This window comes from Vibrio sp. B1ASS3 (assembly GCF_905175355.1).
Taxonomy (GTDB): domain Bacteria; phylum Pseudomonadota; class Gammaproteobacteria; order Enterobacterales; family Vibrionaceae; genus Vibrio; species Vibrio owensii.
The window spans coordinates 2,744,637-2,764,081 of record NZ_HG992742.1; the positions used below are offsets into that span (position 1 = coordinate 2,744,637).

18 protein-coding genes are annotated in these 19,445 nt (G+C 44.3%); 10 read left to right on the plus strand and 8 right to left on the minus strand.

Going from position 1 to position 19,445, the window contains the following annotated elements; genetic code table 11:
- Window positions 1–43: 43 nt before the first annotated feature.
- Window positions 44–520 carry a glycine zipper 2TM domain-containing protein gene (locus tag KJB05_RS12460; RefSeq protein WP_020195009.1) on the minus strand — a complete coding sequence of 159 codons (477 nt, stop codon included), beginning with the start codon at window positions 518–520 and terminating at the stop codon, window positions 44–46.
- Window positions 521–561: 41 nt separating this feature from the next.
- Here KJB05_RS12460 and aat point away from each other — a divergent pair, with 41 nt between their 5' ends.
- From aat to infA, 3 genes are all read left to right on the plus strand, one after another.
- The gene (gene aat / locus KJB05_RS12465) at window positions 562–1,272 is read left to right on the plus strand and encodes a leucyl/phenylalanyl-tRNA--protein transferase (RefSeq protein WP_009707102.1); all 711 of its coding nucleotides are present in this window, start codon (window positions 562–564) and stop codon (window positions 1,270–1,272) included.
- Window positions 1,269–1,970 (plus strand): arginyltransferase, encoded by a 702-nt coding sequence (locus tag KJB05_RS12470; protein ID WP_208443930.1) that lies wholly within the window; start codon window positions 1,269–1,271, stop codon window positions 1,968–1,970. The genes aat and KJB05_RS12470 overlap by 4 nt, the downstream gene beginning before the upstream one ends.
- 80 nt (window positions 1,971–2,050) lie before the next feature.
- Window positions 2,051–2,269: a translation initiation factor IF-1 gene (gene infA, locus KJB05_RS12475; RefSeq protein ID WP_001040192.1), complete on the plus strand. Its 219-nt coding sequence runs from the start codon at window positions 2,051–2,053 to the stop codon at window positions 2,267–2,269.
- A gap of 185 nt (window positions 2,270–2,454) precedes the next feature.
- Here infA and clpA read toward each other — a convergent pair whose 3' ends face one another.
- A complete protein-coding gene (clpA, locus tag KJB05_RS12480) occupies window positions 2,455–4,725 on the minus strand; it encodes an ATP-dependent Clp protease ATP-binding subunit ClpA (RefSeq protein WP_005437445.1) in 2,271 nt (756 codons plus the stop codon).
- 48 nt (window positions 4,726–4,773) lie between these two features.
- Window positions 4,774–5,094, minus strand: a complete 321-nt coding sequence (gene clpS, locus KJB05_RS12485) for an ATP-dependent Clp protease adapter ClpS (protein ID WP_005427554.1) — start codon at window positions 5,092–5,094, stop codon at window positions 4,774–4,776.
- 715 nt (window positions 5,095–5,809) lie between these two features.
- Here clpS and cspD point away from each other — a divergent pair.
- A complete protein-coding gene (gene cspD / locus KJB05_RS12490; protein ID WP_005437446.1) occupies window positions 5,810–6,028 on the plus strand; it encodes a cold shock domain-containing protein CspD in 219 nt (72 codons plus the stop codon).
- Window positions 6,029–6,185: 157 nt separating this feature from the next.
- Here the strand turns inward: cspD and KJB05_RS12495 are convergent, their stop codons facing one another.
- Window positions 6,186–8,411, minus strand: a complete 2,226-nt coding sequence (locus KJB05_RS12495) for an NADP-dependent isocitrate dehydrogenase (RefSeq protein ID WP_208443929.1) — start codon at window positions 8,409–8,411, stop codon at window positions 6,186–6,188.
- 371 nt (window positions 8,412–8,782) lie between these two features.
- Here KJB05_RS12495 and KJB05_RS12500 point away from each other — a divergent pair, with 371 nt between their 5' ends.
- Window positions 8,783–9,493 (plus strand): pseudouridine synthase, encoded by a 711-nt coding sequence (locus KJB05_RS12500; RefSeq protein ID WP_208443928.1) that lies wholly within the window; start codon window positions 8,783–8,785, stop codon window positions 9,491–9,493.
- Window positions 9,494–9,575: 82 nt separating this feature from the next.
- On the opposite strand, the gene KJB05_RS12505 is transcribed toward KJB05_RS12500, so the two are convergent.
- Both KJB05_RS12505 and KJB05_RS12510 read right to left on the minus strand, forming a co-directional pair.
- Window positions 9,576–10,253: a DUF2057 family protein gene (locus tag KJB05_RS12505; protein ID WP_208443927.1), complete on the minus strand. Its 678-nt coding sequence runs from the start codon at window positions 10,251–10,253 to the stop codon at window positions 9,576–9,578.
- Between the two features lie 76 nt (window positions 10,254–10,329).
- A complete protein-coding gene (locus KJB05_RS12510) occupies window positions 10,330–11,403 on the minus strand; it encodes a porin (RefSeq protein WP_208443926.1) in 1,074 nt (357 codons plus the stop codon).
- 516 nt (window positions 11,404–11,919) lie between these two features.
- Between KJB05_RS12510 and dinG the strand changes: the two genes are divergently transcribed.
- The 4 genes from dinG to rsmS are packed head-to-tail and all read left to right on the plus strand — an operon-like array spanning window position 11,920 to window position 15,501.
- Entirely contained in the window at window positions 11,920–13,995 is a 2,076-nt protein-coding gene (gene dinG, locus KJB05_RS12515; RefSeq protein ID WP_038896301.1) for an ATP-dependent DNA helicase DinG, read from the plus strand.
- Window positions 13,996–14,009: 14 nt separating this feature from the next.
- On the plus strand, window positions 14,010–14,795 hold the full coding sequence (locus tag KJB05_RS12520) for a TSUP family transporter (RefSeq protein WP_005437454.1): 786 nt from the start codon (window positions 14,010–14,012) through the stop codon (window positions 14,793–14,795).
- Window positions 14,792–15,337 carry a primosomal replication protein gene (locus tag KJB05_RS12525; RefSeq protein WP_061010125.1) on the plus strand — a complete coding sequence of 182 codons (546 nt, stop codon included), beginning with the start codon at window positions 14,792–14,794 and terminating at the stop codon, window positions 15,335–15,337. The genes KJB05_RS12520 and KJB05_RS12525 overlap by 4 nt, the downstream gene beginning before the upstream one ends.
- Window positions 15,337–15,501, plus strand: coding sequence for a pleiotropic regulatory protein RsmS (gene rsmS / locus KJB05_RS12530; RefSeq protein WP_208443925.1), 165 nt, complete (start codon window positions 15,337–15,339; stop codon window positions 15,499–15,501). The genes KJB05_RS12525 and rsmS overlap by 1 nt, the downstream gene beginning before the upstream one ends.
- 91 nt (window positions 15,502–15,592) lie before the next feature.
- On the opposite strand, the gene KJB05_RS12535 is transcribed toward rsmS, so the two are convergent.
- Window positions 15,593–17,710: a methyl-accepting chemotaxis protein gene (locus tag KJB05_RS12535; RefSeq protein ID WP_208443924.1), complete on the minus strand. Its 2,118-nt coding sequence runs from the start codon at window positions 17,708–17,710 to the stop codon at window positions 15,593–15,595.
- A 177-nt stretch (window positions 17,711–17,887) separates the two neighbouring features.
- Between KJB05_RS12535 and xthA the strand changes: the two genes are divergently transcribed.
- A complete protein-coding gene (gene xthA, locus KJB05_RS12540) occupies window positions 17,888–18,694 on the plus strand; it encodes an exodeoxyribonuclease III (RefSeq protein ID WP_208443923.1) in 807 nt (268 codons plus the stop codon).
- A gap of 70 nt (window positions 18,695–18,764) precedes the next feature.
- Here the strand turns inward: xthA and KJB05_RS12545 are convergent, their stop codons facing one another.
- The gene (locus tag KJB05_RS12545) at window positions 18,765–19,442 is read right to left on the minus strand and encodes an ABC transporter permease (RefSeq protein WP_005437460.1); all 678 of its coding nucleotides are present in this window, start codon (window positions 19,440–19,442) and stop codon (window positions 18,765–18,767) included.
- Between the last annotated feature and the right edge of the window lie 3 nt (window positions 19,443–19,445).

Consider the following 19,445-nt stretch of genomic DNA (forward strand, 5'->3'; position numbering starts at 1 on the left):
TTGAATAATTAGTCAGCTTAGATTTTACTGTGCAAACGTTGGCTTAGTAAGCGATATCCACTCGAACGCCGTCATCAAAATAGAGGATGCGAACATCGTCTCCACGCTTAAACAGCATGCTATTGTCAACGTCTTGAATTACGTTAATAAGTTTGTTGCCATCTACTTTGACCAAGAGTTCGACAAGCTTGTATTCAACCGTGTATTCGTAGTTGCTACGATTTCTCACTACGGCTGCGCCAGCGAGCGCCCCAACTGCGGTCGCGACTTCTTTACCTGTACCACCACCAAATTGGTTACCCACTAAACCGCCGATCGTCGCACCCAGTAGTGTTTCCCAGCCATTGCTTTGTGACTGTTTCACCTCTTGTTGCGTAATGTATCGCACAGAATCGACTTTGCCATACACCACTTGATTTACAGGTTTTGCTACATTTCTTTCATAGGCTGCATTGGCGAAAAATGGCAAAAACAGTATGATCCATGCCCATCGTTTTATATTAAGTCTTACTCCGCTCATAATAAGCTCCTATAGGCTCTGATGTTGGTAAAGTTTTCTTTATGACAATCTATTTAACTGAACTTGATGACTCGCATTCGTTTCCGTCCCCGTACGAAGCACTGAGCGACCCAAACGGTTTGCTAGCCTTTGGTGGGGATCTCAACCCTGAGCGCATTCTTAACGGCTATCACCAAGGTATTTTTCCATGGTATGGCCCCGGTGAGCCCATTCTTTGGTGGAGTCCCTCTCCAAGAGCCGTTTTTGATCCTTTATCATTTAAGCCTTCAAAAAGCCTAAAAAAGTTTCAGCGTAAACAACAGTATAAAGTAACGCTAAACAATGCAACCGAACGCGTAATTCAATTATGTTCTTCGACTCGTCCTGCTGAAGAAACTTGGCTCAATGAGGATATGCAAACATCTTATATTGAACTCGCCAAACACGGTCATTGCCACTCAGTAGAAGTATGGCACGAGGATCAACTCGTTGGCGGTTTATACGGCATCAGTGTTGGCCAGCTTTTTTGTGGTGAGTCGATGTTTAGCCTTAAAGACAACGCATCTAAGATTGCATTGTGGTATCTCTGCGACCATTTGGCGTCAAACCACGGTCAATTAATCGATTGTCAGGTAATGAACCCGCACCTAGCTTCACTTGGCGCATTTGAACTTGAGCGTGACGACTTCGTACAAAAACTACTATCTTTAAGAGGTAAGAACACCGATTTGGGCACGTTTGAACCACAGATTTTGCAGGACGCGGTATCATGAGCACAGATCTCCAACACATCCGTATCGGCTTGACGAACAACCATCAATGCAGTTACTTGCCAGAGCGCGAAGAACGAGTTGCTGTAGCACTCGATGCCAACTTGCATACAGAACAAAACTATCAAGTATTGATGGCGAATGGCTTTCGTCGCAGTGGCGACACCATCTATAAACCCCATTGTGAAAAGTGCAATGCATGTCAGCCAATCCGCATTGCGGTGCCGGACTTTCGTCCATCCAAGAGTCAAAAGCGTCTGTTGAATAAAGCCAATTCTCTGCGTTGGACGCTCAAGCCTGAGCTAGACAAAGACTGGTTCCAGCTTTACAGCAGGTACATAACTGCGCGGCACAAAAATGGCACCATGTACCCTCCTCGTGAGGATGAGTTCGCTCGATTTGCTCAAACAACATGGTTAACAACCGGATTTCTGCATGTCTATGATGAAAATGATCGACTTCTCGCAGTTGCGGTTACGGACATCATGGATAACAGTGCGAGTGCTTTTTATACCTTCTTTGATCCCGATTATCCTTTGTCTCTTGGGACCTTAGGGGTTCTTTTCCAACTTGAATATTGCCAACAGAACGGCAAACATTGGCTATATTTGGGCTATCAGATCGATGAATGTCCAGCGATGAACTACAAAACTCGCTTTCAACGACACCAAAGGCTAGTAAATCAGCGTTGGCAAGGGTAGAATACGCCCCAACTTTACATAATTACTGTTTAGCGGCAAAATAAGCGCGCTAATACCGCCTAATTTCTAAAGAGGATTAAATGGCTAAAGAAGACGTAATTGAGATGCAAGGCACTGTGCTTGACACTCTACCAAACACTATGTTCCGCGTTGAACTTGAAAACGGTCACGTTGTGACTGCACACATCTCTGGCAAGATGCGTAAGAACTACATCCGTATTCTTACTGGTGATAAAGTAACTGTAGAGATGACTCCATACGACCTATCTAAAGGCCGCATCGTCTTCCGTGCTCGTTAATCTCTGATTTTCGAATACAATAAAAAACGAAGCTTATGGCTTCGTTTTTTATTGCCTGTCTTTTGCTCTCAATACCAAGCTTGCTTTTGGGCGTTTCAATACACTCAACAGACCTGTTCCATTCTTGCAGACACAAAAAAGCGCACGCCTAGGCGCACGCTTTTAAAGTAGATTTCAACAAAGAATTAATGAAGTGCTGCTTCTTTCTCGCTTAAGTATTCGAACTTAAGTTCGTCTTTCACTAGCGTTACTTTCACAGTACCACCATCCACCAATGAGCCGAACAGAAGTTCATTCGCCAAAGGTTTCTTAAGCTGCTCTTGGATAACTCGTCCCATAGGACGTGCACCCATCGCTTTGTCGTAGCCTTTGTGAGCTAACCAATGACGCGCATCTTGTGATACTTCCATTGATACGCCACGAGCGTCCAGTTGAACTTGTAGTTCCACGATGAACTTATCGACCACTTGGTGGATCACCGCTTCATCTAGGCTGTTGAACCAAATAATATTGTCTAGACGGTTACGGAATTCTGGTGTGAACACCTTCTTGATTTCCGCCATCGCATCATGACTATTATCTTGTTGGATAAGACCGATCGATTTCTTCTCAGTCTCAGCAACACCTGCGTTGGTTGTCATCACAAGGATCACGTTACGGAAATCGGCTTTGCGTCCATTGTTGTCCGTCAGCGTACCGTTATCCATCACTTGCAGTAGCAAGTTAAAGATATCTGGGTGTGCTTTCTCGATTTCATCAAGCAGAACCACTGAGTGCGGGTGTTTCAGCACGGCGTCGGTTAGTAAGCCACCTTGATCGTAACCAACATAACCTGGAGGCGCACCAATCAAACGGCTTACCGAATGACGCTCACCGTACTCAGACATATCGAAACGAAGAAGCTCAATGCCAAGTAGCTTCGAAAGCTGAACAGTCACCTCTGTTTTACCTACCCCTGTAGGGCCAGCAAACAAGAACGAACCGACAGGCTTGTTATCTACACCCAGACCTGCACGAGACAGTTTGATTGCCTCTGAAAGCGCGTCAATCGCATTGTCTTGACCGAAGACCAGCATCTTCATCTTGTCATCAAGGTTCTTCAGAATGTCTTTGTCTGAAGATGACACTGATTTCTCTGGAATACGTGCCATCTTAGCGACCATCGCTTCGATGTCTGCAACACCAACGGTTTTCTTACGACGACTTGCTGGTGCTAAGCGGCTACGCGCGCCTGCTTCATCAATAACGTCGATTGCTTTATCAGGCAAGTGACGCTCATTGATGTATTTCGCCGATAGCTCTACTGCCGCACGCAACGCTTTATTGGTGTAACGCACTTCGTGGTGAGCTTCGTACTTAGGTTTCAGGCCAATCAAAATCTTAGTCGTATCGTCGAGAGACGGCTCTACTACGTCGATTTTTTGGAAACGACGGGACAGAGCACGCTCTTTCTCAAAGATGTTGCTGTACTCTTGGTACGTTGTCGAACCAATACAGCGCAACTTACCGCTGCTCAGTAGAGGCTTGATTAGGTTTGCCGCATCGACTTGACCACCGGAAGCTGCACCTGCGCCGATAATAGTATGAATCTCATCGATAAATAGGATTGCGTCTTCTTCTTTCTCAAGCTGCTTAAGAACCGATTTGAAACGCTTCTCGAAGTCACCACGGTATTTGGTACCTGCGAGTAGAGAGCCAATATCCAGTGAGTAAATCACGCTGTTTTGAATCACTTCAGGCACTTGTCCTTCAACGATTCTCCACGCTAGTCCCTCAGCGATTGCGGTTTTACCAACGCCCGCTTCACCCACAAGCAATGGGTTATTTTTACGGCGACGGCAAAGTACTTGGATTGTACGCTCTAGTTCTTTGTCTCGGCCAATAAGTGGGTCGATGTTACCCGCTTTCGCAACTTGGTTTAGATTGGTTGCAAAGCTTTCCAAACGTTCTTCTGGATTGGTTTCTTCTGGCGCTTCTGAGCCGAAAGAGTCTGATGAAGAAGAGTCCTCATTCGAGCCAGAGGCTTTAGTAATACCGTGAGAGATAAAGTTAACGATGTCCAAACGAGAGATATCGTTCTTCTTGAGTAGGTAAGCAGCGTGAGATTCTTGTTCGCTGAAAATCGCAACAAGGACATTTGCCCCAGTCACTTCACTGCGACCAGACGACTGAACATGGAAGACGGCGCGTTGTAATACGCGCTGGAAACTCAATGTCGGCTGGGTTTCGCGCGTCTCATCGCTTTCAGGAATGAGCGGCGTTGTTTGGTCGATAAAAATATCGAGTTCGTTACGCAAAGCATCAAGGTCCGCTTTGCAGGCTAGAAGGGCTTCCTTAGCTGCATCATTTTCCAACAATGCAAGTAGGAGGTGTTCGACAGTCATGAACTCGTGGCGTTTGTCACGTGCACGAGCGAATGCACCGTTAAGGCTTGACTCTAGTTCTTTATTTAGCATAAGTACCTCCCGAAAGAACAACTTTGGTTGCTCGAGCAAGTCTTCTTATTACGCTTGCTCCATAGTACATAGTAGCGGATGCTCATTTTCCCTTGAGTACATCGTCACTTGCGCTACTTTTGTTTCAGCAATTTCTGCACTGTAAGTGCCACAAATTGCCTTTCCTTCATAGTGGATCTTGAGCATGATTTGCGTTGCTTTATCAATATCATGTGAAAAAAATCGCTCAAGCACCTCTATGACGAAATCCATAGGTGTATAGTCATCATTGTTGAGTACAACGTTGTATAGCTTTGGTGGCTGAACTTTTGTACTTTCGCGCTCCAGAAGATCAGAGTCTGGAGTCACCCATTCAAAATTTTTACTCATGGCAATTCAAAGATATCGTATCAAAGGGTTGATGTTTTCGACCTATAAAAACAATCTACCATAAGCATGCCATGCGGTGTAGTGAGATGTGGCACCTAATTCGAATTTGATAGATAAATTTTGCTTCCTTACATAGAGACTAATGCACCTCTGTCAGGCGCGCAAATAAAAGATTTTTATCACTTAGAACCGATTTTTTTGCTGTTAGAACTATCAATTTAAATGCGCTCTGTTTCCCCCTTGTTATTACAATCATCGAACCCACCAAGATCACACTTACAGAGGAAAAAGAGCTAAATATCACGAAAACATCACTTTTTATTCATTTAGTAGAATCTTCTAATGTAGGCAATTTGGTTAGTATCCCTTCCCTTGATATCAAACCCTTGCAGTCCTTTTGACTAAAAGCCATCGCATGCGCCAGAAACAGTTTGCAAAAATGTTAATCTCAAAAGTGATTTGTTTTCAAATATGTTTCTGATTGTTGACTTTCACTATTGACTGTCGAGATTCATTGACTACAGTGGAAAGTGTTGATGCATAAATCCTCATTCTGGGTTTGTTGGTTTTCTAACATTCTGGTGAATATGGATATGCTCACTCGACGTGTGTTAGCAATCGCGAAAATGGTAACGGCTAACAATGAGACCAAGTTAAAGGTATAGCTTGGGTGAAGTAACAACATCAGTAAAAAATGCATGAGGGATGTAAAAGCATGGCTACAGGTACAGTAAAGTGGTTTAACAATGCCAAAGGATTTGGGTTTATCTGTTCAGATGAAGAAGAAGGAGATATTTTCGCCCACTACTCAACTATCCAAATGGACGGTTATCGTACACTGAAAGCAGGCCAACAAGTCTCATACGAGGTTGAAAAAGGTCCAAAAGGTTCACACGCAAGTAGCGTCGTGCCAGTAGAAGGCCAAGCCAAATAACTAGAGCGCTGTCGGAAAGACAAAACATTTGCTCTTGTAGAAGCACTACATAGTTCTGCTTTTATAAAGAGAAAAATAAACCCGCCAAAGAGCGGGTTTATTGTTTTTATCGGTTTTAGATTCGCGCCACTGAAGTAGCGCGAGAACCATCTATATATTACTTGTTAATAATGGTGTTCAACGTCGCACTTGGTCGCATCAATGTAGACGCTAGCGCATCATCCAGTGAGTAGTAACCACCTAGCTCCCCTTTCACACCTTGCGCAGAGTTCAGCTCAGAAACGATCGCTTCTTCTTGCTCTGCTAGTGCTTTTGCCACTGGTGCAAACTCAGCCGCTAGGTCAGCATCTACCGTTTGCTCTGCTAGCGCTTTTGCCCAGTAAGATGCTAGGTAGTAGTGACTACCACGGTTATCCAATTCACCAACTTTTCGTGATGGCGACTTGTTGTTGTCTAAGAACTCACCCGTTGCTTTATCAAGTGCGTCAGCAAGCACTTGTGCTTTTGCGTTGCCAGCAACAGTGCTCAGGTGCTCAAGCGATGCCGCTAGTGCAAGGAACTCACCCAAAGAATCCCAACGCAGGTGGTTTTCTTTTTCTACCTGTTGAACGTGTTTAGGTGCTGAACCACCTGCACCTGTCTCAAATAGACCACCACCGTTCATTAGTGGAACAATAGATAGCATCTTCGCAGAAGTACCAAGTTCTAGGATTGGGAACAGGTCAGTTAGGTAGTCACGAAGTACGTTACCAGTTACTGAAATGGTATCTAGACCTTCTTTAATACGCTCTAGAGAGAACTTACATGCATCGATTGGTGCAAGAATCTTAATCTCTAAGCCTGACGTATCATGCTCTGGTAAGTATGCGTTAACTTTCTTGATCAGTTCTGCGTCATGAGCACGAGCTTCATCTAGCCAGAATACGGCTGGAGCGCCTGTCGCACGAGCACGAGTAACCGCAAGTTTCACCCAATCTTGGATTGGCGCGTCTTTCACCTGACACATACGGAAGATGTCGCCTTCTTCTACTGCTTGCTCTAGAAGCACCGCACCAGAAGCATCTACAACACGCACAGTACCCGCTTTATCTAGGATGAACGTCTTGTCGTGTGAACCATACTCTTCCGCTTTTTGAGCCATCAGACCCACGTTCGGCACACTACCCATTGTTGTTGGGTCAAATGCACCATGCTCTTTACAGAAGTCGATAACCGCTTGGTAAATACCTGCATAGCTGCGATCTGGGATCATTGCTTTGGTATCTTTCTGCTTGCCATCAGGTCCCCACATTTGGCCAGAAGCACGCAGCATTGCCGGCATCGAAGCATCAACGATGATGTCACTTGGTACATGTAGGTTAGTAATACCACGATCAGAATCAACCATAGCTAGTGCTGGCTGTGTTTCGTATACCGCAAGAATAGCTGCTTCGATTTCTGCTTTTTGTTCTGCAGGTAGCGCTTCAATCTTCGCATATACATCACCGATACCGTTGTTTACGTCAACGCCTAGCTCTTCAAACAGCTTACCGTATTTCGCAAATACGTCTTTGTAGTAAACCTTAACGGCGTGACCGAAGATAACTGGGTCCGATACCTTCATCATGGTTGCTTTCATATGTAGAGAAAGCAGAACGTCTTGCTGTTTTGCTTCTGCAATTTCTTGCTCGAAAAACTCAACTAGCGCCTTCTTGTTCATTACTGAACAATCGATCACTTCTTTGTCTTGTAGAGGGAATGCCGCTTTAAGCTCTTTCACTGAACCATCTGCCGCAGCGAATTCGATTTTAACCTCGGTTGCACCAGACACGGTTGTCGATTTTTCACTACCGAAGAAATCATTGTCGGTCATGCTTGAAACATGAGATTGAGAATCTGCCGACCACGCGCCCATTGAGTGTGGGTTTTTCTTCGCGTAGTTCTTCACTGAAAGTGGTGCACGACGGTCTGAGTTACCTTCACGCAGAACTGGGTTAACCGCACTACCTTTGATTTTGTCGTAAGTCGCTTTGATCGCTTCTTCTTCGTAAGTGCTTGGCTCTTCAGGGTAGTTTGGTAGCTCGTAACCTTTTGCTTGTAGCTCTTTGATTGCTGCTTTTAGCTGCGGGATTGACGCTGAAATATTAGGAAGCTTGATGATGTTTGCTTCAGGCGTCTTAGCCAATTCACCTAACTCTGTTAGCGCGTCACCGATACGCTGCTCTTCTTTTAAATGCTCTGGGAAGTTAGCGATGATTCGACCCGCTAACGAAATATCACGTGTATCTACATTAATGCCAGACGACGCAGTAAACGATTGAATGATTGGTAGTAATGAATAGGTTGCTAACGCCGGGGCTTCATCAGTGATGGTGTAGATAATTGTAGGTTTTTCTGTAGGCATGAAATTTCCCTATTTTTTACTCAACTAAGCTGAACAACTCAGCAACTGAGTTCGTTGAATTTACGCATTGCTTAACGTTAGTAGTGCATTCCTCCTCACCAACGCGACATGCGGTTTGCACTCTTTTTTATAGTTTGGAGCTCTTAGGCTCTCTATCCATGAGTGCACTTTGTGCCAAGTTTGCTTTCATGTGGTTCTTTTGCAAAAACACCGCACTAAAAGCAACTTGGCTATATCATTAAACAAATAACACGAAATAGTCTATTATTCTGTGCGCTTTTGTTAGTTTTAGGCGCGCAAATGATAGCCGATTAGAAGAAAACATAAAACTTTCAAACACAGTTCATTTACATTTTTGCAAGGTAGTTAACATGTCATCTCGCACGGGTCATGAAAAAGGTCGCCGTAGTAACCAATCAAAACCAAGCCATTTTAAACGCTCCGGTAAACCAAACCATTCAAATGGCCAGGCGAAAAATCGACCTAGTCGCCCTACTCGATCTTCAAAGCCAACTAAGCCTCGCATTGCACCAGAAGATCGTAAAGTGATCATTTTTAATAAGCCTTATGACACGTTAAGCCAATTTACCGATGGCGATGGCCGTAAAACGCTTGCTGACTACATCCCAGTAAAAGACGTGTACGCAGCAGGTCGATTAGATAGAGACAGCGAAGGTCTAATGGTACTAACAAATGATGGCATCTTGCAGGCAAAGTTGACGCAGCCCCAATCAAAGTCACCGAAGACTTACTGGGTACAGGTTGATGGCGCTCCGACTGAAGAAGACTTAGAGAATCTACGTAAAGGCGTTGAGTTGAAAGATGGCATGACATTACCAGCAAAAGTCGAAGTGATGGCTGAGCCAGAGATCTGGGATAGAACCCCACCAGTTCGCTTTCGAGCTAACATTCCAACGACTTGGTTGGCAATCACTATTACAGAGGGAAGAAACCGTCAGGTAAGGCGCATGACCGCACACATCGGCTTCCCAACACTGCGTTTGGTTCGCTACTCGATGGGCGGTATTGTACTTTACGATTTAAAGCCGGGAGAGTGGCGAGAAATCAAACTCTCCCTTTAAACATCAACAGATACTCACATCAAAAAATATAAAAAGCAGGCCTAGGCCTGCTTTTTTTAGTTTTTGTCGCCACTAATAACGATTATTGTTGAACAACCCACTTTTTAAAGGTTTCTTTTTCTTGTGGTGTCGCTTTTTGGTACATCGTCTTAAGTAGATCAACTATTTGGCTGTCTTGTGCTGTTGACGACTGTGCGTCAGTTGGAGCAACGACTTTAGGCTCGACGCCAGTAACTGCTTGGCTGTGTTGGTTTACTGTCACAACTGTCACAGCAACTCCTGCTACCCCACCAGCAATATTATAGTTACGAGCTTCCTGAGGATAGTTACGACCAATTTGAACGCCATCGGAATCAAGAACGTCTTCAACAAGATCGATAGGCTGACCTTTAGAATCAAGCAATTGCCACTCTAGAGGAGAAATGTTTGTTTGTGCTTGGCGGTAAGTTTTGAATTCTGGCAGCTCGAATCTTAGTTCTTCATTATTCACATCGAACTTAGCAATAATAGCGTCGCCATAAACCCCTTTGATATCATCGCCAATTTCAAATTCTGGTTGGTATTTGAAGACAATTTGGTTGGTACCGTCAGGAATCTCTATTGTTTTCTCATCCGAAAACAAACCACCCTCCAACTTTGGCTTCTCCATATTTACCGCAAGTAGTTTTACGTCTTCAGGAACCACCAAGGTCGTTGCAGCATATAAGTTTGTACTGGCTAGAACAGAAAGTGTGATTGCCACTTTTAATGATAACTGCATAGAAATTAAATCCTTATCTCCAATAGTAAAAGACCCAGCATATAGCTGGGTCTTACAATATCAAACTGGGTTTTGATTACCAGTAGAAACGTGCACCAACACCGAAGTCAGTCTTGCTGTCTGTCTTCACGTTGTCAGTTGAAGTCTCTTCAAATACGTATGCACCTTCAGCGAATACGCGAGCCCATTTAGAGAACTTGTACTCAACACCAGCGTAGAAGCGAGAATCATCACCATCTACAGTACCAGCTTTATCAGAAGAAGACATTACTAGCTCGTAACCAGAGTAAAGAGTTGTCTTAGGAGCTACTGCGAACATACCAGCTAGAGAGATACCGTGAGAATCAACAGTTTCGTTAGATAGCTTGTTGTCATCTTCGTTGTAGTAGTAAGTTGCGCCAAGAGTGTGCTCACCTAGTGCGTACTCACCAGTTACTTCGAAAGATAGGTTTTCGCTATCAGACTTCTCTACGTGAGTTACTTTAGAAGGCTTGCCGTCGATTACTAGATCTTTTTCAGTAGTAATTGCGATGTCGTTTTTAGAGCTAAGAACACCAGCGTGTACAGATAAGTCGCCAAAAGACTTACCTACGAAAACTTCAAGAATTTCTTCGTTTTTACCTTTCTCACCTAGAGCGTAACCCGCTTTTAGCCAGAATGCGTCGTTTTCGAATGCGTATTTAATTTGAGAGTCGTTGTTCCACTCGTGTCCGTAAAGAAGAGCAGTACCACCGAAGAAGTAAGAGTAATCCGCACCGTAAACGTCATCAGCGAAAGTACCTTCTTTACCGAAGCGGATAGTACCCATTTCGCCCATGTCGAAACCGAAGATGTGGCGACGAACGAATACAGTGTCGTCAGTACGCTCACTTGAATCAGCACCAGCGCCGTAGTTATCACCTAGAGCTACACCGATTTCAACTTCACCTAGAACTTTTAGGCTATCGTTTACAACGTAAACACCGTTTACACCCATACGAGAAGAGCTAGTGTTTAGCTCTGCAGTGTGGTCTGTGCTGTCTAGGAATAGAAGAGTTGGACGTAGCTGACCGTAGAAATCTACAGAACCTTCGTCAGATTTGAATACTTCAGCTGCATTCACAGTAGTTGCTGTTGCAGCAACTGCTAGTGCTAATAGAGTCTTTTTCATAATTAATCCACTGCCTTTTCTTAGTTCGGGATATCCTTGTCCGATTCCCTTTTTTTATATTTTTGAAACCGCTTGTTATCGAAACGTAACAATGATTGGTCTGCAAAATCTGGGCACTAGAGTGCAAAAGATTATTCTGCCTGTCAAATTTTCTAAACCACAACATCAAAAAATAAAAATACCCTTTAAATACATACACTTGAGATTTTATATTTAAATTATTCGATGAAGTTCTAAACTAGCAACTTGATTTTTCGTAATTTAGTGATTCATTAATAACAAATAGAAAACACCATTCAATTAATTAAAATAGAAGTTGATTAGAATAAAAAACTACTCAGGTTGCATTTTTGAAGTTTTATATTTTTCACCTAATGAAATTATTTTCATTTAGTTTAGGTTCAATATTTTTTTGTGAACAAGATCTACATTCCGCACAAAAGCATTCCGTTTTGTGAACTACTGTAGAACCAGTGATGTGTGCTACTATGCGCCACCAACGCATTTGAGGCCCGTATGCTAACCAGTAACATCCAAAAATCGATTCGAACCAGTTATCAAAACTTGCAAGCTCAACTGGATAACTTTGTTCCGAGACGAGCACAAAACTACCTCGTCGCCGAGATCGCTAAAACGCTATGCGGGCAATACCACAAATCAAATCGTATGCTGGTTGCCGAAGCAGGTACTGGCATCGGTAAATCACTTTCTTATCTGATGGCCGCGATTCCTGTGGCGGTTTACAACAATCGCAAAGTGGTGATTTCAACAGCCACCGTGGCATTGCAAGAACAGTTAGTGAATAAAGACCTCCCTCTTTTCCGCCGAATTACGGATCGAGAGTTTTCTTTTATTCTGGCAAAAGGTCGTCAGCGCTACTGCTGCGCAGAGAAACTTGCAACAGCGAGCGGCGTTGATGGTGGCCAACTTGCCATGTTCGAGACTAAACCAAAGAAGAAAGACATCGAGCTTCTGGAAACCATGTACCGCTCTCTTGCTCAAGGTAAATGGGATGGAGACAGAGACTCATGGCCAAAACCGATCGATGACCACATTTGGCAATTGATAGTCAGCGATAAGCACAGCTGTAACAATAGCTTGCCCGCTCACCGCAACTGCCCTTTCCAAAAAGCCCGTGCAGAGCTAGATAAAAATGATGTCATCATTGCGAATCACTCATTGGTTATGGCGGATGCCGATTTAGGTGGCGGAGTCATTCTCCCAGAACCTGAAAACACGATTTACGTATTTGATGAAGCTCATCACCTGCCTCATGTTGCACGAGACCATGCTTCTGCTTCAGCAAGCTTGAAAGGGGCGGCGGCATGGCTAGAAAAGCTCAACCAATCCATTACTAAGTTTTCTTCATTAACCGATGAAAAACGTGTTGGCCGATTCCGTAATGATCTACAAGAGTCGGTACAGGAACTGATCCCTGCGTTAAACCAATTAACCAAGCAGTTTGACCCTGCGCAGTTTGAAGAGAACGTTTATCGTTTTGAACATGGCGAACTGCCAACTTGGTTAGAAAACCAGTCTAAAGATCTAAAACAACTGAGTAAGAAAGCGAATCAAAGTGTGGCTAAGATCGCCGATTTGATTGCTGAACGCGTTAAAGATGGTGAATTATCGTCAAGATTAGCGGAACCTGCTTTAGCTGAATTAGGCTTTTACATTCAGCGCTTGGAAAACCTAGCACAAGTATGGAACCTAATGGCAGAGCCTACTCGTGACAAAGGTGCACCTTTAGCTCGATGGTTAGAGAAACACCCAGATCGAGAAGGCGATTACATTGTCAGTGTTTCACCGCTAGAAATTGGGTGGCAACTCGACCAACAGATCTGGAGCCGATGCATTGGAGCGGTGTTAGTTTCTGCGACGATGCGCGCGCTAAACTCGTTCACCTACTTCTGCCACCAAGTTGGGGTTGATGCAAAACCGGAGTCTGGCACTCAATTTTTGGCTTTGGCTTCTCCATTTGACTATCAGAATCAAGCAGAGCTTTTAATCCCTGCGATGAAGTACGAACCCCAAGCGCCGCAGTTTACCGAATATCTTATTGAAATTTTGCCTAAGTATTTAGAAGACAACAAAGCGAACTTGGTATTATTCTCCTCTTATTGGCAAATGAACCAAGTGGCGGATGCATTAAGCTCAGATTTCATCAAACGAGGTTGGGCACTGCAGGTACAAGGCGAAAGTTCACGCGCAGAAATTCTAAAAAAACATAAAAAGCTCGTAGATCAACAAAAAACCAGCGTTCTTTTTGGTACAGGAAGTTTCTCTGAAGGCCTTGATTTGCCGGGAGAGCTGCTAGAAAACCTTGTCATCACCAAGATTCCATTTGGTGTGCCTACCTCTCCAGTAGAGCAAGCGCATTCAGAATACATTGAGAAAAAAGGTGGCAATCCGTTTATGCAAATTACTGTGCCAGATGCGAGCAAAAAGCTCATTCAAAGTGTCGGTCGTTTACTGCGCAAAGAGCGGGATTCTGGTAGAGTGACCATCCTTGATAGACGTTTGGTAACAAAACGCTACGGGCAATCATTAATTGATTCGCTTCCTCCGTTTAAACGCAAGATCGAATATTAGAAGAATAACTATTTATGGAAATGATTGAGCCAACCATGCTGTTGGTGTTGGCGCTAGTCGCTTTTGTTGCTGGATTCATTGATGCCGTAGCCGGCGGTGGCGGTATGCTAACCGTGCCTGCACTGCTGTCGTTAGGGCTTCCACCGCATATTGCATTGGGCACAAATAAGCTTGCAGCCTCTTTTGCGTCTTCTACTGCGGCATTTACCTACTACAAAAAGCGCCTATTTAAACCTCAATGTTGGGGGAGAGCATTTGTTGCAACCCTAATTGGTGCAACACTAGGAACATTGTTTGTCGATGCCATCAGCACACAGTGGCTAGAAAAAGTATTACCTCTGATTATTCTTGCTGCTGCAATGTACACAGTGTTCCACAAAACGCCTCAGTCAACGCATCAGAGCCCTACCCCTGAACCCTGTCCAATGCTCAACAAAAAGCAATACATGCAAGGTTTTACCATCGGCTTCTATGATGGGCTGGCAGGCCCCGGGACAGGGGCGTTTTGGACAGTAAGCTCGATGGCTCTTTATCGACTCAACATCTTATTGGCGTCGGGCTTAGCGAAAGCCATGAACTTCACCAGCAACTTCACTTCTCTTATCACTTTTGCTGTTTTAGGTCATATCAACTGGGTGCTAGGCTTAACCATGGGGGTTTGTTTAATGGCAGGAGCCTTTGTCGGTGCCCATTCTGCGATTCGATTTGGCTCTAAATTTATTCGCCCTGTGTTTGTAACGGTCGTGAGCGTGCTAGCAATTAAGCTTGCTTATGATGCGTGGTTTGTGGGATTAACATGAACATTAAGCAACTTTCTGAAAACTTAGAGCAGATGTCGAAACAAGCCGCGATGCTTGATCGTCAACGTGGTGAACATCATGTTCACCTATTTGATGAACGTTTATTTCACTGTCGCTCACGTTTACTGACGCCATGTGTAAAAGAAGCCAAAGCCACACTTGATGCAATCATACGTGAGCAAAACGAAGGCAAACTTACCGCTTTACGTGCAGAGTATTTAACTGAAAGGCTAGTGGCACAAATCACAGCAATTCAACGAGAGATATCCACTACAAAGATCCGCAAGGGTGAAATCAAGCACAGTAGCCACTTTAGAAAGCCGATCAACGTAATGTATCAAGAGTTGGCGCAGCACCAAGAATGGGCGCGCCGCCTACGCGAAATGGTATTAGAGAAGCAAAGAGCGGTCGAAATGGCTCCGAGCTTTGCGCGCGCAGAAGCGCAAAAAGTACTGTTGGCAACAGAGCAACGACTAGAACGTTGTGAAGCCGCTTTGCTGAAGTTAGAAAACCAAATTACTCATAGGGAAAAGAACCAGTAATGTCAGAACAGCAAAACTCTCCTTTAGATGACGCACCAGCAGAGATCAAACTTGCTGTGGATTTGATTTACTTACTAGAAACCAATGAGATCGATCCAGAAACCGCGTTGAAAGCGATTAAGATTGTGCAAAGCGATCTGGAAAATAAGCTCAAAGCTGATTAAAGCGCTATCGGGAAACAAACACTTAAACACAATAAAGGGGAGCATCAATGCTCCCTTTTGTATTACGCGGACAAGAGTGACTTAAAAGTCATTAGACTTTGAACTGCGCCATCAACGCTTGTTGTTGGTCAGATAACAATTCCATTTCTGAACCAGCACTCTCTGATGATTGAGCTTGGTTGAGGATCTCGCTGCTAAGGTCTCGGATATTCGCCACGCTTTGATTCACTTCGTTTGATACCGATTGCTGCTCTTCGGCCGCTCTGACGATCTGACTGTTCATGTCATTGATCGCAGCAATAGACTCAAAAATACTTTGCAACTCTTCTACTGCCATATTGACTTGTTCAGCTGAAGATTGTGCTTTTTGGTTACCTTCTGTAATAGCTCCCACTACCGCCTGTGTGCCAGTTTGTACACTAGCGATCACATCCCGTATTTCTCCTACAGAGCTTTGAGTTCGACTTGCTAAATTTCGAACCTCATCCGCAACCACAGCAAAACCACGACCTTGTTCACCTGCTCTTGCGGCTTCGATAGCAGCATTAAGCGCTAATAAATTAGTTTGCTCAGAGATGCCCTCAATGACCGTCAGAATTTCTGTAATGCTCGCATTGTTATTTGCCAACTCTTCCACCACAGGAACCGCTTTCATCATGGTAGAAAGAAGCGCTTGCATTTGTTGCTCAGAAGCTTGAATTACTTGCTGCCCTTTCTCGGCTGACTTGCTCGCTGCTGAAGCTGCATTCACCGCGATCTCCGCATTTTGTACCACCAGCGCTGCGGTTTGCGTCATCTCTTCAGCGGCAGTGGCAACGAGATCAACTTCTTTGAACTGTGCATCACTACTGCTTCTTGTCGCCGCAACCACCAGCTTCGCATGTTCGGTTTTGTCCGCCATTTGTCGTGACGTGTCCACCACTTGTTTTATCGTGCTCTGTAATCGCGCTAAAAATTGGTTAAATGCGTTTGATAACTGGCCAATTTCATCCTGTGATTTCACATCCAAACGTTGGGTTAGATCCCCTTCTCCCGTTGCAATGTCTTCCAAGCGAAGTACGACCTCTCGAATTGGCCTTACAATGGTTTTTGCCAATAACGCTGTCGTGGCTAACCCAATTAGCACTAGAACAACACCGACACTAACCTCGATGATGATGCCCTCTTCCATGTTCGTCGTGATCAAGGTATCTAGCATGTCTGCATCAGCCAATACGGCGGAACGCGGCATTTCAAAGATCACCCCCCAAGTCTGGTTGGCAACTTGAATAGGAGAGAAAACCGTCATCCAGTCACCTGAAGCGTTCCATTCCACTGCCGCTTCTCCCCCAAACAAGAAATCGGTTAGCTTATCGTTGGACAGGTTTGAACTAACAAAAGATTGACCAATGGTATTCGCTGAATCATCCGACGCGAGTAATGTGCCATCAAGGCTGATCATTGATACATTTCCGGCTCCTGCAAACAAACTTTGGTCAGAATTGGTCGCAATCTTCGCCAACTGATCCAAACGAAGTTCGATCCCTAAAAAGCCGATAGGAACGCTTTCCACAATTAAAGGAATAGAAATGGAAGTCGTGAGGAAACTGCCAGTGTCATTACTGTTCAATCTAGGTGAGGCAATACACGTTTGGCCAGAAGAAATAGGACAATAAAAACGTTCAGCGTTCTCGTTCTGATTCAGCACTTTCTCACTGAGTGTCTTGGCGAGTACATTTTCGCCGTTGTTTGCCTTTGACCAATAAGTTGCAAATCGACCCGCTTCATTAGAACCTACATAATCGGCACTTTTGTAGTTTGAGTCTTCACTATCTAGCATGTCCGGATTAAACACCAAATACGCAGCTTGTATCGCATCAAAACGCAAAACTGCCTGTCGAATCATTTCATTCAAAGCAGACCGAAGATCTTCACTCGCACCAAAATTCTCCTCTGAGTTAGATTTGAAGAATAACGCGTTCGCAGCCAACATTTCGGCTCTATATGTCGCTTCGTTTAGGTACTCAGATACTTCCGTCGCATTTAATAGCGCACGGGTTTGTAAAAGTTGTTCCGACTTTTCAACAACAGACGCACTACTCTCTTGTTGCAACAATTTTTGGTTGCTGAGCGCGTTGTAAACTGAAAAGCCAATTAAAGATAAAGAAGTAACAAGCAGGCAAAGTCCGGAAAGTAACGTGATTTTCCACTGCACAGATAGGGTTCGCATACAACATCCTTATTCAAGCAAACTCATTTTTGAGACTCATTAAACCATACGCAGGCACAATAGCAATTACATATTTAACAATTCCTTAAACTCAATTTGATTACATGAGAACCGTTTTCAGCTCGCCTTTGCGATGGTAACATCATGCTCAAACACGCCCTCTCAGAAGGATAAAAAATGAAAGTAATTAGCTTTAACATCAATGGACTTCGTGCGCGTCTGCATCAACTACAAGCGCTTATCGACAAGCACCAGCCAGACGTTATTGGCCTTCAAGAAATCAAAGTACACGACGAAGCTTTTCCAATCGAAGATGTCGAAGCGATGGGTTACAAAGTTTACTTTCACGGCCAGAAAGCGCACTACGGCGTGGCTATGCTATGTAAACAAGAGCCAATCAGCGTTCAAAAAGGTTTCCCAACCGACAATGAAGAACATCAAAAGCGCATGATTATGGCGACGTTTGAAGATGAGAACGGAGAGAAGGTAACGGTTCTAAATGGTTACTTCCCTCAAGGTGACAACATTGCTCACGAAACCAAGTACCCATACAAACGTCAGTTCTACAAAGATTTGATGACTTATCTGAACGATCACCACTCTAACGATGAACAATTGATTGTCATGGGCGACATTAACATCAGTCCAATTGACGCAGATATCGGCATTGGCGAACCAAACCGTAAACGCTGGTTGAAAACAGGCAAATGTTCATTCCAACCAGAAGAGCGCGAATGGTTGCAAACACTTCTAGATTGGGGCTTCGAAGATACTTTCCGTAACTTGCACCCAAAAGTCGACGATCGTTTCTCGTGGTTTGATTACCGCTCTCGCGGCTTCGATGACAACCGTGGCCTTCGTATTGATGTGATTTTAGCAACGCCATCGTTAGCAAAGAAATGTATCGAATCAGACATTGATTACGAACTACGTGGGATCGAAAAACCGTCAGATCACGCCCCTATTTGGTCTACTTTCAAATAGTTGAATCTCTTTCCCAAAAAGAGCGCCAATTGGCGCTCTTTCTTTTACGTATCCGAACAATAGGCATGTACTAGCTCAATGGTCTTAGGTACGCTAAGAAACGTTTCTCGGCAATTTTAAAGCACCAAAGAATAATAAACGTCAACGCCATATAGAACAGGCCGGCCGTCAAGAAGGACTCAAACGGAGCGTAGTATCTTGAGTTCACCAATCGTGCGGCACCAGTTAGGTCCATGATGGTGATGATACCTGCAACCGCACTGCCGTGAAGCATAAAGATGACTTCGTTCGAATAAGCAGGTAACGCTCTGCGAAGCGCACTTGGCAAGATGATACGACGGTAAGTCATAAACTTGCTCATGCCGTATGCTTTTGCGGCTTCTACTTCGCCCTTTGGCAAACCATTGATCGCACCACGAATGATTTCCGCCGTGTAAGCCGAAGTGTTAAGAACAAAAGCCACCAAGGCACAGAACCAAGCATGCTCCCAAAGCGTGTCTTTCACTGGGAAGAATTGGTCCATACCGTAGTAAATGAGATAAAGCTGCACCAGCAATGGCGTCCCGCGGAAAAAGTAAATAAACGCCCATGACGGCAAACTTAGCGCGTAATTCGTGCTGTTACGTGCGATAGCTAATGGAATTGATACACATAGACCAATCACAAGCGCTAAAGCAACTAACCATACTGTCGTCCACAATCCATCTAGGTAGACCGGGAAACTTTCAATTATCAATGAAAAATCCATGGC